The sequence below is a fragment of the Hyalangium minutum genome, assembly GCF_000737315.1.
In the GTDB taxonomy this organism is placed as follows: domain Bacteria; phylum Myxococcota; class Myxococcia; order Myxococcales; family Myxococcaceae; genus Hyalangium; species Hyalangium minutum.
Genome location: NZ_JMCB01000003.1, coordinates 307,600 through 321,260, shown reverse-complemented (window position 1 = coordinate 321,260; position 13,661 = coordinate 307,600). Strand labels below are relative to the sequence as shown.

9 protein-coding genes are annotated in these 13,661 nt (G+C 67.5%); 4 read left to right on the top strand and 5 right to left on the bottom strand.

The annotated features are described in order from the left end of the window. Window positions 1-8: 8 nt before the first annotated feature. Window positions 9-3,497: a WD40 repeat domain-containing serine/threonine protein kinase gene (locus DB31_RS07860; RefSeq protein WP_044184750.1), complete on the top strand. Its 3,489-nt coding sequence runs from the start codon at window positions 9-11 to the stop codon at window positions 3,495-3,497. A 15-nt stretch (window positions 3,498-3,512) separates the two neighbouring features. On the opposite strand, the gene DB31_RS07855 is transcribed toward DB31_RS07860, so the two are convergent. The 3 genes from DB31_RS07855 to DB31_RS07845 all read right to left on the bottom strand — a co-directional run bounded on the left by DB31_RS07855 (window position 3,513) and on the right by DB31_RS07845 (window position 6,660). Further along, entirely contained in the window at window positions 3,513-5,156 is a 1,644-nt protein-coding gene (locus DB31_RS07855) for an Ig-like domain-containing domain (RefSeq protein ID WP_169787018.1), read from the bottom strand. A gap of 149 nt (window positions 5,157-5,305) precedes the next feature. Then, the gene (locus tag DB31_RS07850) at window positions 5,306-6,100 is read right to left on the bottom strand and encodes an endonuclease/exonuclease/phosphatase family protein (protein ID WP_044184745.1); all 795 of its coding nucleotides are present in this window, start codon (window positions 6,098-6,100) and stop codon (window positions 5,306-5,308) included. Next, window positions 6,097-6,660 carry a flavin reductase family protein gene (locus DB31_RS07845; RefSeq protein WP_044184742.1) on the bottom strand — a complete coding sequence of 188 codons (564 nt, stop codon included), beginning with the start codon at window positions 6,658-6,660 and terminating at the stop codon, window positions 6,097-6,099. Before DB31_RS07845 ends, DB31_RS07850 begins: the two co-directional genes overlap by 4 nt. 106 nt (window positions 6,661-6,766) lie before the next feature. Between DB31_RS07845 and DB31_RS07840 the strand changes: the two genes are divergently transcribed. From DB31_RS07840 to DB31_RS07830, 3 genes are all read left to right on the top strand, one after another. Further along, window positions 6,767-7,837 (top strand): enoyl-CoA hydratase/isomerase family protein, encoded by a 1,071-nt coding sequence (locus DB31_RS07840; RefSeq protein ID WP_044184739.1) that lies wholly within the window; start codon window positions 6,767-6,769, stop codon window positions 7,835-7,837. A gap of 234 nt (window positions 7,838-8,071) precedes the next feature. Continuing rightward, complete coding sequence (locus DB31_RS46375; RefSeq protein WP_240486641.1) at window positions 8,072-8,608, top strand: trypsin-like serine protease; 537 nt, start codon at window positions 8,072-8,074, stop codon at window positions 8,606-8,608. Between the two features lie 601 nt (window positions 8,609-9,209). Next, on the top strand, window positions 9,210-9,764 hold the full coding sequence (locus tag DB31_RS07830) for a trypsin-like serine protease (protein ID WP_044184733.1): 555 nt from the start codon (window positions 9,210-9,212) through the stop codon (window positions 9,762-9,764). A gap of 20 nt (window positions 9,765-9,784) precedes the next feature. Here the strand turns inward: DB31_RS07830 and DB31_RS07825 are convergent, their stop codons facing one another. Both DB31_RS07825 and guaA read right to left on the bottom strand, forming a co-directional pair. Next, window positions 9,785-11,890: a M3 family metallopeptidase gene (locus DB31_RS07825; protein WP_169787033.1), complete on the bottom strand. Its 2,106-nt coding sequence runs from the start codon at window positions 11,888-11,890 to the stop codon at window positions 9,785-9,787. 200 nt (window positions 11,891-12,090) lie between these two features. After that, window positions 12,091-13,644 (bottom strand): glutamine-hydrolyzing GMP synthase, encoded by a 1,554-nt coding sequence (gene guaA / locus DB31_RS07820; RefSeq protein ID WP_044184729.1) that lies wholly within the window; start codon window positions 13,642-13,644, stop codon window positions 12,091-12,093. Window positions 13,645-13,661: the final 17 nt, after the last annotated feature.

Below are 13,661 nucleotides of genomic sequence, written 5' to 3'. Positions count from 1 at the left end.
GGAGCACGATGAGCGACGCCGCCAGAAACGCTCCTCCTCCTCCGGAGGGAGCCGCACCCGAACCGAGCTCTTCGGGGGACACGCCTCCCACGGTGGATCTCGCGGGGACGCTCATCTCCTCGGGGGACCCGAAGCAACGCCCTCCCTCCCCTGCCCCTCCCACGGAGGCCCAGCGCCTGCCCGTGGTGGACCGGAACACCTATGCCATCGAGGGGGTGTTCGCCCGGGGTGGGATTGGCCGCATCCTGCGCGCCCGGGACCTGCGGCTGGGCCGGCCGGTGGCCCTCAAGGAGCTGCTGCATCCCCAGGGGCCGGACGAGAACCGGTTCCTCAATGAAGCACTGGTGACGGCCCGGCTCCAGCACCCCGGCATCGTCCCCATCTACGAGGCCGGGCGCTGGTCCAACGGCGAGCCCTTCTATGCGATGCGGCTCGTCTCCGGGCGCTCGTTGGATGAGCGGCTCTCGGAGACGAAGACCTTTGGAGAGCGGCTGGCCCTGCTGCCCCACGTCCTCGCGGTGACGGAGGCGATCGCCTACGCGCACAGCGAGCGGATCATCCACCGCGATCTCAAGCCCGCCAACGTGCTGGTGGGCGAGTTTGGCGAGACAGTCGTCATCGACTGGGGTCTGGCCAAGCAGCTCTCCCAGGAGGCGGCTCCCACCAGCTCGCCGGTCGCGGCCGCGCCCACGCCGCGGACACCGATCTTCTCGGCGGAAGCCGCGACGCCGAGCTCCGGAGGGAACGCGAACCACACCATGGCGGGGATCGTGCTCGGCACACCGGCGTACATGCCTCCCGAGCAGGCTGCGGGGCGTCCCGTGGACGAGCGCGCGGATGTGTATGCGCTCGGCGCCATCCTCTATCACCTGCTGGTGGGTGCCCGTCCCTATGGAGGAGGCAGCGCGCACGAGGTGCTGGATCGGGTGATTGCAGGCTCCCCTACTCCGCTGGAGCGGCTGCAGAAGGGCGTTCCCGAGGAACTGCTGGCCATCGTCACCCAGGCGATGGCGAGGGATCCGGCGCAGCGCTACCCGACGGCGCGAGCGCTGGCGGAGGATCTGCGTCGTTACCTGACCGGACAGCTCGTCGGAGCGCACCACTACTCGCGGCTGGATCTGGTGAAGCGCTTCGTGCGCCGCAACCGGAAGGTGCTCGCGGTGACCGCCGTGGTGCTGGCGGCCTGGGGTACCACGGGAGCGCTCAGCGTCCGGCGCATCCTCCATGAGAGGGATCGCGCCGAGCACAAGCAGCTCGAGGCCGAGGCCGCCTCGCGCGAGGCCACGCTCCGCGCCGATCAGCTGACGCTCGTGGAGGCCCGCGCCGCAGTGGAGCGGTTCCCCAACAAGGCGCTCGAATGGCTTGGCACGCTGTCGCCCGTGTTCACCCAGTGGGGCTCGGCGCGAGTCATCGCCGCGGACGCTCAGGCTCGCGGGCTGGCCACCCTGCTGCGAGGCCACACGCAGGGCGTCAACTTCGTCACCTTCTCCCCGGACGGCCGCTGGCTGGCCACCGTGAGCGACGATCGGACGGTGCGCCTGTGGAACGCCCAGAGCGGCGCCATGCGCCTGCTGGGCTCTCACGGTGACGAGGTGTGGCGCGCGGCCTTCTCGCCCGACGGCCAATGGCTGGCGACCACGGGAAAGGATCGGACGCTGCGCCTGTGGAACGTGCAGAGCGGCGACGGCCAGGTGCTCCAGGGCCACGTCGCTCCGATCTTCGGAGTGGTCTTCTCGCCTGATAACCGGCGCGTGTTCACCTCGAGCCTGGATGGCGAGGTGTGGCGCTGGGATCTGCCCGGGGGCAAGGGCCAGCGTCTCGGCAAGCACGAGGGGTGGGTCGCGAGCCTGGACAGCTCGCCGGACTCGCGGCGGCTGGTGACGGTGGGCAAGGACGACAAGACGCTGCGGCTGTGGGACGTGGAGACGGGAGAGAGCCAGACGCTCGGCACGCACCCGGCCCAGCCGTATCAAGTCACCTTCTCTCCGGATGGAAAGCTCATCGCCACGGGCTGCGCGGACGGCAAGGTCCGGCTCTGGGAGGCCGCCACCGGCAAGCTGCGCGTCCTCGAGGGGCACACGAACCGCGTCCAATCCGTGGCCTTCTCGCCGGATGGGACGAAGCTCGCGTCGCGTTCGCATGACGGCACCGTGCGGCTGTGGGATCTGGCCACGGGGACGGCGCGCGTCTTCGAGGGCTCCAAGGAGCCTCCCGCACCGCTCGCCTTCTCGAAGGATGGGCGCTGGGTGGCCACGGGCGGCCGGGATCGCCTGGCGTGGCTGTGGGATGTGAACACCGGGCAAGGCCGCGCGCTCCGGGGCGCCGAGGACGCGGTGACGTCGCTGGCGTTCGCTCCGGATGGACAGCGGCTCGCGGTGGCCAGCGTGGACGGTGTCACCCGGCTGTACCCGGTGGGAGCCAACCCGTCCCAGCTCGTCGGGCAGCACACGGGGCCGGTCCTGTCGCTGCGGTTCTCCCGAGATGGGCAGACATTGTTGTCCTCGGGGGCGGACGGGCTGGCGAGCCGGTGGAATGTGACGGGCGCTGGCACCGTAAAGATGCGCGGCCACCGGAGCGAGGTGCCTCTCGCGCGGCTGTCTCCGGATGGCGAGCGGGCCGTCACCGGGGGCGCGGATGGCACGGTGCGCCTGTGGGATCGCTCGGGCCGGGAGCTGCAGGCCCTCCCCTTCTCCGCGCACCCCATCCGGGCGTTGGAGTTCTCACCGAGCGGGGACTGGGTGGCCGTTGGAAGTGCGGACGGCATGGTGCGCCTGTGGGATCCCACCACTGGCAAGGAGCGGACGCTCGGCCAGCACGCCAACGGCGGAGTGCTCTGCCTGTCGTTCTCTCCGGATGGGAGGTTCGTGGCCTCGGGCGGCGAGGACAACTCGCTTCGGCTCTGGAACCTGGAGTCTGGGCAGGGCCGCGTCCTGCACACGAGCGATGACGTGGTGGTCGCGCTGGCCTTCTCGCACGATGGCCGGTGGTTGGTGTCCGGGAGCAAGGACCACACGCTCTGGCTCCAGGAGTTGCCCTCGGGCCAGGGGCGGCGGCTCGACGTGGGCGGGATCGGCGTGCTCGCGGTGGGCTTCTCGCCGGATGGGCAGCGGCTGGTGAGCTCGAGCCAGGGAGACAACTCGCTGCGCCTCTGGGACGTGGAGACCGGGGCAGCCCGCGGCGTGCTGCGCGGCCACCTGAACCAGGTGAACCACTTCGCGTGGTCGCCCGAGGGCCAGCGCATGGTCACCGCGAGCGACGATCGCACGGTGCGCATCTGGGACGTGGAGAGCGGCGAGAGCCGGGTGTTGCAGGGCCACACCGACAGCGTGGTCCAGGTGGCGTTCTCGCCGGACGGAAAGTCGGTGGCTTCGGCGAGCAAGGACGGCACCGTGCGGCTGTGGCCCGAGGACTTGCCCCTGGCCCCCAACGCATTGCGCACCTGGCTGAGGGAGACGCTCGCGGCGGAGGATTCCGGAGCAACCTCCGCCAAACCGTAGGACCGTGGGCGGCGGCTACTGGCGCAACAAGACCTGAGCGGCCTTCTGCTGTTGGTCCACGATCAGAAACACGGGCGCGCCCCCTCCCCCATTGGGGAACTGGGGACGAAGCGCCTGCGCTTGGCTCGTGTCCGGCACGTCTCCGGTGGTCTTGCGCACCCACGCGGAGAGACTGGCCGTCGAGTTCCCCTTCTCCCAGGCCACCCAGGCCGCGCCCGCCGCGTCGAAGCCGAGCGAGGGCCATCGGGCATCCGGGCCATCCATCCGCTGAGGAGTGGCCCAAGTGGGATCCGTATACCGAGCGAGGTACACCTCGGCCGCGGCGGGAGACCCCGGAGTGGAGAGCTCGAACGCCAGTGCGGGCTTGCCCTGGGCGTCCAGCGCGAGCGACGTCCGCTGCACCGTGGCACCGGTGCTCGCCTGCGTGGGACGGATGCCTGCTCCCAACTGAACCCAGCTGGTGCCATTGAACCGCCACACGGCCGCCATGCTGGTGGCAGAGGAGCCCTGCTGCGTCACGGCGACGACGGGACGGTTATCGGCATCGATGACCATCGAGGGATAGATCAGATTCGGGGTGCCGGGAGCCTCGATCGGGGTGGCCACGGCGTCCCAGCTCGTTCCATTCCATCGATAGACGTACACGCGAGCCTTCTGGACCGCATCGACCTCGGTCCAGGCCACGGCCGGAAGCTCCGAGTTCCCGACGGCCAGCGTCAGGTCCTTCGCGTCGGATGGGATGATGGGATTGGGCACATTGGCCAGTGACTCCCAATCCACCCCATTCCACCGGCGCACAAAGACCTTCGCCTCACCCGAGATCCGCTCAGTCCACGCCACCACGGGCCGGTCCAAAGAATCCACCGCGACCTGGACCTCCTCGGCCCAGCTGTCGCCTCCGGCGACGGCACTGAGGGGCCCACCGAGCAGCGAGGAGCCGCTCGCCCCAGAGCGGTGGACATACACATCCGCCGCGCCGCTGGCCTGCGTGTACTCGAACCAGGCCACTACGGAGCGCCCAGAGCGATCCCGAGCAAACGAGGGACGGTTCTGCGACGTCAGGCCATCTCCGTGCTTCGGCAGAGTCCAGGAATGGAGGAGCGCGGGGAAGGTCCAGGACCACTGCCGAGGCGCGTCGACCGCGAGCGGATTGCCAGCCAGATCCTGGAAGTACTCCGGATGCAGAAAGAGGACGAAGGACTGCGGCGGAGTGATCGGCTCCTGGGGGACGATCGTGAGGACCTTCCCATCCTGGGACCAGGACACAGTGGTCGTCGCGGTGACGAGGCTGAAACTGTTCGAGCCCGTGGGGCGCATGGGCTCGGAGAACGTCACGCGGATGGGCGTGTCCTTGGCGATCTCGGTATCGGTGGCCAGAAATGGCCCGGAGACGACGGTCGGCCGGCTGCGATCGACCACGATCTGCTTGGCCGAACTGGCGTAGGTGTTCCCCTGAATGTGAGCGCGGAAGGAGATCGCATAAGAGCGCTCTGCCTTGGCGGCACAGCCAAAAGAGTATGGGTAGGGAGCCTGGACCCAGGCCACGGTCTTGTCATCCTCGAGCACCTCGACAGCGGTTGGCGTTCCTCCGGCGACGGAGGCCGTGACGGTCACCGAAGCGGTGGTGCAATAGACCGTGTCCGAGTTGTCGAGGGTCACGATCAATACAGGCGGCTCCGGCGGGGGAGGTTCCTTCTCGCCACAAGCCGAGACCACGACACCGAGGAGCAGCGACGCAAGGCAGGATCGCGGAGTTGCCATACCCGAAGCTGTAACAGCTTTTGCCAGGGCGAGGCGAGTCTCCCCCGCTACCCTTCGCGGAAGGTAGTCACCACTGCCTGGTGATCCGAGGCCTCGCCCACATCAATGATCTCGGTGGAAACGAGCCGCTCGGCCATCCGAGGCGAAGCGAGGATGTAGTCCGTGCGATAGTCGATCTGCACGCCGTTGTTCTGGCGCCGCGCCGTCACCCACTCGGTAGGCGGCCCCCGGTAATAGAGCGTGTCCACCCAGCCGAAGGACTCCAGAGCGTCAAGCACCGAGAACCGGGGTGGATGGCCGTACTTGTCCGTGCCCGCAGCCAGGAGCCGCTCGGCGAGATCCGCGGGATACGGATCGCGGCGTGACAGCGAGTTGAGATCACCGGCCAGCACATACAGGCCCTCGCGGAAGCGGATCGGGTCGAGCAGATCGCACAGGAACCGGGCCTCCACGAGCCGGGGATCCTCATGCTGCGCGTCGTAGTGGGTGCCGAAGAAGGTCACCGGCTCGTCGAGGTCGAACTGGCACTGGATCAGGCAGTGGCCGATCTGACGTGGATCGTTGTGAATCTGAATGGCTCGGAGGGGACGGCGGCTGGCGAGCGCCACGTGGTAGCGCCGGCCACTGCCCCGAGGCCGCGAGGTGCCCAGGTGAATGTGAGAGGCATCGGCTGGCACGCCCAGGGCTCCGGCAACCTGGCTCAGGCGATCGCACGTCTCCCACCCGAGACACTCCTGCAGCACCAGCACGTCCGGCTGCACGCGCCGGAGCACGTCGAGGATGGCCTCGAACCGGTCCTGGCCCCCGAAGAGCACATTGAACGTCATCACCCTCAAGCTCACGAGCGCCTCCCAGCCTCCACGCGTTGCCCCGTGGCGAAGAAGACCCCGCGAGCGGTGTGGTGCACCATGCGGTGTTCGTCCCGGGTGAAGCGCCACTCCCCTTCAACGTAGACCTCGTCATCCACCCAGGCGGCGACGATCTCGGCGACAAAGAGATCATAGCGCTGCTGAGGGCCGGGCTCTGGGAGGACCCGGCACTCGAGCCACGCCACGCACCCCTCCACGAGCGGCGCGCGCACGATCGAGCCCGATGCAGTTTGGAGTCCATAGGTGGCGAACTTGTCCACGTCGCGGCCGGAGCAATGGCCCACGGCGTAGACGGTGTCGATCATCGCCAGGGTGGGCAGCGCCACCACGAACTCGCCCGAAGCATCAACGAGCTCGCGGGTGAGCGTGCCCTCGGCGATGACAGCGGCGAGCTTCGGAGGCGTGAAGTCCACGGCCATCACCCAGGCGGCGGTCATGACGTTGGTGCGCCCGCCTGCGGCCGAGGTGATGAGGGTGGTCGGCCCAGGGTTGAGGAACCGGGCGCAGCGAGACAGCTCGACGGGGACACGCATGAGACGTGCTTACCGCCAAGAGGGGGCTCGCGGACAGAGGGGAGTGAACGGTGCGAGCCGTGCACCCTGACGCCCCATTTGGCGTGGAATCGGCTACACCCGGAGCATGAGCCAAGATGTGCAGGCGGAGACGCGAGGCCCCATCGGGCTGGTGACGCTGACTCGAACCAAGGCGCTCAACGCGCTGGACCTGGGAATGATCCGGGCCCTCCATCCGCAACTGGACGCGTGGGCGAAGGAACCGCAGGTGAAGGCGGTGGTGATTCGCGGGGCGGGTGGGAAGGCGTTCTGCGCGGGAGGAGACGTGCGCGCGGTGGCCCTCTCGCTGGGCAAGCCGGTACCCGAGGGCGAGGAGCCCCTGTCCGCCGCGTACTTCCGCGAGGAGTACGCGCTCAACCACCGCATCCATCATTACGAGAAGCCGTTCATCGCGCTGGTGGATGGCATCAGCATGGGCGGAGGACTGGGGCTGTCGATCCACGGATCGCACCGCGTGGTGACCGAGCGGCTGGTGTTCTCGATGCCAGAGACGGCGATCGGCCTGTTCCCGGATGTGGGAGGTGGGTGGTTCCTCCCACGCTTCCCGGGCGAGGTGGGGACATATCTGGCACTCACGGGCGCGCGGGGCACGGCCGCGGACGCGATGTGGGTGGGCTACGGCACGCAGTACGTGGAGCACACGAAGCTCGACGCGTTGCTGGAGGCGCTGGAGAAAGCGGACTGGGGCGTGGAGACCCCGCGCGAGGCCGCCACGCGGGTCCTCTCCTCCTTCGCTACGAATGCGGGACCTGCACCGCTTGAGAGATTGCAGGAGGCGATCGATCGGTGCTTCCGAGGGGATCGGGTGGAAGGCATCCTGGAAGCCTTGGCGACGGAGGGCACCGAGTGGGCCGAGACGACCCGGGCGACCCTGGGGCGCATGTCTCCGAGCAGCCTGAAGGTGACGTTGCGTCAGCTGCGGCGGTGCCGCTCCCTTCCTTATACGGAGGTCGCGGCGCTCGAGTATCGGCTGAGCCAGCACGTCACCGCGCTGCCGGACTTCTGGGAAGGCATCAGAGCGGTGCTGGTGGACAAGGACCAGCGCCCGCGCTGGAACCCGGCCACCCTGGCCGAGGTGAGTGACGACGCCGTGGAGGCCTGCTTCGCCCCTCTCGGAGACGCGGAGTGGAGGCCCTGAGTGCCTCTCCTTCCCCGGCAAGTCCTTCTCCTGGCGTGGACTCTGTGCTTCCTGTGGATGGCACAGGGCTGCGGGGGGTGCTCCCCTTCGCCTCGGGGCACCTCTGTGGCTCCAGATGCATCATCGCTCCCTGAGACCAAGTCCTCTGGGCCAGCACTCCCCTCTGACGCTGGAGAGCCGGACGAGCTCGATCCCCCTTTCGGCATCCTCTCAGGCGACTTTGTGGGCGCCGTGATGTTCGAGCTGGCAGGGAAGCCGGATGCCGACAACCGCTATCCCTCCGCCGTCATGGTCCACGCGCAGTCTCCCAGCAACGGCGCCAAGCTGCGCCAGTGTGGCGGAGTCATTGTGGCTCAGCGTCTTGTCGTGACAGCCGGTCACTGTGTCTGCCGTCGTCATCAAGCCACCACTCCCGAAGGCCGCCGCGAACACCGGATTGATGCGACCACATGTGCGGAAACCGCAACAGTGAGGGTCTCCTTCTATGAGCAGGATCCACGTGCCCCCGAGCAGATCAGAGGTTTCACCTACGCGGAGCGACAGGGACGGATCCGGCCCCATCCTGAACTTCAGATCCGGCTGAACGAACAGAACCAGCTCCTCTCCAGCCATGCGGATCTGGCAACCCTCCTCTTGGATGAGCCCGTTCCCGTCGGTTTCCGAGCAGCCGTGCTGGCGAAAAGTCCGGTGGTCCCCGGCGAAACCTTGAAGCGGGTGGGCTTCGGCTACGACGACACGTCGGGGGCCTTGGATGGGAGACGCCTTGTGTAAGAGAGCAAGGTACTGAAATCCCTGGCCCCAACCGACGGCACCTTTCTCCTCACGAATGAGAATGGATCCCTCTTCAGGGGCGATTCGGGTGGCCCCTGCTTTCGGGAGACCCGGGATGGCCCCAGGCTCGTGGGCATCTCGACCACAGGACTGGGGCAAGAGCCGACCATGACCAGCATGCAGCCCTATAGGGACTGGATTCACGGTGAAATTTCCCGTGCAGCGGCGGCTGAGAAGCGTCAGCTCCCTGGAGCACCCTAATGAATCCCCATCGAGCTTGGATAACCGCGCTCTGCCTGTCAGTCGCATCGCTGATGGCATGGAATGGCTGCACCGCCAGTCAGCCGGCCGTGAAAGAAGGACCGATGCAAGCGTTGGAAGAACCGTTTCCTCCAGGGGAACTGCTTGTCGCTCCCGGAACAGCAGATATCGAAGACTTCCATCTACCGTCCGTCATGGTGAACACGAGCGTCATCAGCCCCAGCGGCTCCATGACTCGCAAGTCCTGCTCCGGCGTGATTGTCCACCCGAAGCTGGTGGTCTCCGCAGCGCACTGCGTCTGTATTGCACGCCTTCCCAGAGATGAGGACAGTACGCCTCGATGAAGGACGGTCCTGGCTCCGAGCCAACGATTCAGGACCACATGGGAGCGGTGGTCATCCACCCGGCTTTCGAGCTCATCACTGGCCAACGTGGCCAGAGCCAGGGAGTGGTGTGGAGCAACGCCGATCTCGCCGTCATTTTCCTGAAGGAGCCCCTCGGCGACAACATGCCACGGCTCGAAATCACCGAGGCCGAGGTTCAAGAAGGGGATGCCATCACCATGGTGGGCTATTCCTACGGAGAAGACTCGGCGCCCGACTATGGCGTCCGCTACTTCGGCTCCAACCGCGTGAGCCGGTTGATCCATCTGGAGACTGGAAGTTCCGTCTTCAGGACGGACGCGAGATTGCTGCCCGATGGCTCGGCGGCCTCTCACATGCAGAACGGCGACAGTGGCGGTGCCTGCGTCAAGAACGAGCGTAGAAACATCCTCATAGGCATCTCAACAGTAGGCTCGAAGACGCCCACCGGGGGGCATCTGTCCATCTTCACCAGCGTCTACTCTCATCGACGCTGGCTGCTCCAGATGCTGGAGAAGGCGGGCAAGAGCTGAACCCGCCTCCCTGAGCGGCCCTACTTCGCCTTCTTGGAGGCCGGAGCGCTGGGGACAGGGAAGCCGCGCTTGCGCATCAGCGCATCGATCCCGGCCTCCTTGCCTCGGAAGGCCCGGTAGCCCTCGGCGGGGTCGATCGTGTTACCCACCGAGAAGACGTGCTTGCGCAGACGCTCGGCCACATCGCGATCGTAGGCCCCCTTCCCTTCAGTGAAGGCCTCGTACGCATCGGCCGTGAGTGTGTCGGACCACAGATAGCTGTAGTAGCCCGCCGAGTACCCATCCCCCGCGAACACGTGGCTGAACTGCGGCGTGCGGTGCCGCATGACGATCTCCTGCGGCATCCCGAGCGTCTTCAGCGTCTCCCGCTCGAACGCATCCGCGTCGATCGGCTTGTCCCCCGCCAGGTGCAGCTTCATGTCCACCAGAGCGCTCGCCAGGTACTCCACCGTGGCGAAGCCCTGGTTGAACGTGGACGCCTTGGTGATCCGCGCCACCAGCTCCGGCGGCACGGGCTTGCCCGTCTCGGCGTTCAGCGCGAACCGGTTCAACACCTCGGGCGTCGGGAGCCAGTGCTCCAGAAGTTGCGACGGGAACTCCACGTAGTCCCGCGCCACCGCCGTGCCCGACAGCGTGCCGTACGTCACCTGCGAGTTCAGCCCGTGCAGCGCGTGGCCGAACTCGTGGAACAGCGTCGACGCGTCCTCCCAGCTGATGAGCACCGGCTCGCCCGGCTTGCCCTTCACGAAGTTCGCGTTGTTGGAGACGATCGTCGTCACGTCCCCCTTGAACCGCTCCTGCGCCCGGTACGCGTTCATCCACGCCCCGGACCGCTTCCCCTGCCGCGCGTACGGATCGAAGTACCAGAGCCCAATGTGCCGCCCTGTGGCCTTGTCCTTCACCTCCCAGACGCGGACATCCGGGTGGTACACGGGCACGTTGTTCACCGGCTCGAACACGAAACCGAACAGCTCTCCCGCCACCCAGAACATGCCCTCGCGCAGCTTCTCCAGCTGCAGGTACGGCTTCACCTCGTTCTGGTCCAGGTCGTACTTCGCCTTGCGCACCTTCTCGGCGTAGTAGCGGTAGTCCCAAGGAGCGATCTTGAACTTCGCACCCTCCTTGTTGGCGATCGCCTGCATGTCGGCGACCTCCTCGCGGACCCGGGCCACCGCCGGCTTCCAGACCGCTTCCATCAGCTCCATGGCCCGCTCGGGCGTCTTGGCCATGGTGTTCTCGAGCCGCCAGTGCGCGTGCGTCGCGTAGCCCAGCAGCTTGGCCCGCTCGGCGCGCAGCTTGAGGATCTCCGAGATGATCGCGTTGTTGTCGTGCGCGTCCCGGTTGTCACCCCGGTCGACGTAGTAGCGCCACACCTTCTCGCGCAGCTCCCGCCGGGACGAGTACGTCAGGAACGGCTCCATCGCCGAGCGCGTGTTGGGGATCGCCCACTTGCCCTTCAGCCCTCGAGCCTCCGCCGCAGCCGCAGCCCCCGCCCGGAACGAGTCAGGAAGACCGGCCAGATCTGCCTCCGACTCGAGGATGACGGCGTACCCCTCCTCATCGGCCAGCACGTTCTGGCTGAACGAGGTGTAGAGCGAAGCCAGGCGCTGGTTGATCTCCACCATGCGCTTCTTCGCCGCCGCATCCAGCTTCGCTCCCGCACGGACGAAGTTGGTGTAGCGGACCCACGCCAGACGCTGCTGCTCGGGGGGCAGCTTCGCCTTGTCGGGCGAAGTGTAGACCGCCTCGATGCGCTGGAAGAGCTGCTCGTTCTGGGTGATCTCATCGGAGAAGGCAGCCAGCTTGGGCGCCATCTCGCGCTCGACGGCCTGGAACTCCGGCCCGTTCATGGACGAGGACCAGATGCCGTAGATCGTCCGCACGTCGCTCAACGTCCGCGACGCGTCCTCCATCGCGGCGATCGTGTTCTCGAACGTCGGCGCGGCCGGGTTGCCCGCGATCGCGGCGACCTCCTTCCGGGTCTGCTCCATGGCCGCCTCCAGGGCGGGCTTGAAGTACGCGACCTGGACCTTGTCGAAGGCGGGGACGCCGCCGTACGGACCGACCCACTTGGCCAGTACCGGGTTCTCGGGCTGGGTCGTCGGAGTTGTTGCGCTGGGTTGCATGGTGGAGCTGCCCTCCTGAACCGGGGCGCTGCTGGCCTCCGGGGCGGCGGTGGTAGTGGTCGCACAGGCGCCAGACAAGAGGGCCGTACCCACCGTGGCGACGAGGAGCTTGCGAATCAAGGAGACCTCCAGACAAGGGTGTCGGGAACGGGGCGGAAAGGCAGGCCCCCCAACCTGGAAGCCTGCCTGCTCATTCCCTGCTACTCCCACTCAATGGTGGCCGGCGGCTTCGAGGAGATGTCGTAGACGACCCGGTTGACGCCACGCACCTCGTTGGTGATGCGCGTGGAGATGCGCTCCAGCACCTCGAACGGCAGCCGCGCCCACTCCGCCGTCATGCCGTCCACGCTCGTCACCGCGCGCAGCACGCAGGTGGACTCGTACGTCCGCTCGTCCCCCATCACGCCCACGCTCTGCACCGGCAGCAACACCGCGAACGCCTGCCACACCTGCGAGTAGAGCCCGGCCTGGCGGATCTCCTCCTGGACAATCGCATCCGCCCGCCGCACCAGCTCCAGCCGCGCCTCCGTCACCTCGCCCAGCACGCGGATGGCCAGACCCGGCCCCGGGAACGGCTGGCGCCCCACCATCTCCTCGGGCAGCCCCAGCTCCCGGCCCAGCACGCGCACCTCGTCCTTGAACAGCTCGCGCAGCGGCTCCACCAGCTTGAGCTTCATCTGCTCCGGCAGCCCGCCCACGTTGTGGTGGCTCTTGATGGTCACGGACGGGCCCTTGTACGACACGGACTCGATCACGTCCGGGTACAACGTGCCCTGCGCCAGGAACCCGGCGTCATGCACCTCGCGCGCGGCCTCCTCGAACACCGCGATGAACTCGCGGCCGATGATCTTCCGCTTCTTCTCCGGATCCGTGACGCCGGCCAGCTTCTCCAGGAACCGCGCCCGCGCATCCACCGTCTTCAGCGGCACGTGGAAGCGATCCACGAAGAGCGCCTCGACCTGGGCGCGCTCGCCCTGCCGCAGCAGCCCGTTGTCCACGAAGATGCACTGCAGCCGAGGCCCGAGCGCCCGGTGCAGCAGCAGCGCCGCCACCGAGCTGTCCACGCCGCCCGACAGCCCGCAGATGACCCGCCCGTGCTCGCCCACCTTCTGGCGAATCGCCTCCTCGGCCTCCTGGATGAAGCCCTTCATCGTCCAGGAGCCGCTCACCTTGCAGTCGCCGAACAGGAACGCCCGGAGCATCTCCTTGCCGCGCGGTGTGTGCACCACCTCCGGGTGGAACTGCAGCCCGTACACCGGCTTCGAGGTATGCGCCGCCGCCGCGAACGGCGAGTTCCCGCTGCGCCCGATGGCCTCGAATCCCGGCGGGAGCGCCTCCACCCGATCGCCGTGGCTCATCAGCACCTTCACCCGATCGCCTTGGGTGAACTCCGTGAACGGCCCCCGCGCGGCCAGCACCTCCACCTCGGCGGGGCCGTACTCGCGGTGTGCCGACCGGTCCACCTTGCCTCCCAGCAGCTTGGCTAGAAGTTGGAGCCCGTAGCAGATGCCGAGCACCGGCACGCCCGCCTGGAAGACGTACGGATCGCAGCGGGGCGAGCCCTCGGTCTCCACCGAGGCCGGCCCACCCGACAGGATGATGCCCCGAGGGGCGAAGCGGCGAATCTGCTCCTCGGGGAGGTCCGGGCGGTGGATCTCGCAGTACACCCCCAGTTCGCGAACACGCCGGGCGATGAGCTGGGTGTACTGGCTGCCGAAGTCGAGGATCAGGATCTTCTCAGCATGGATATCCACGTGGTTCTCCCCGGGCG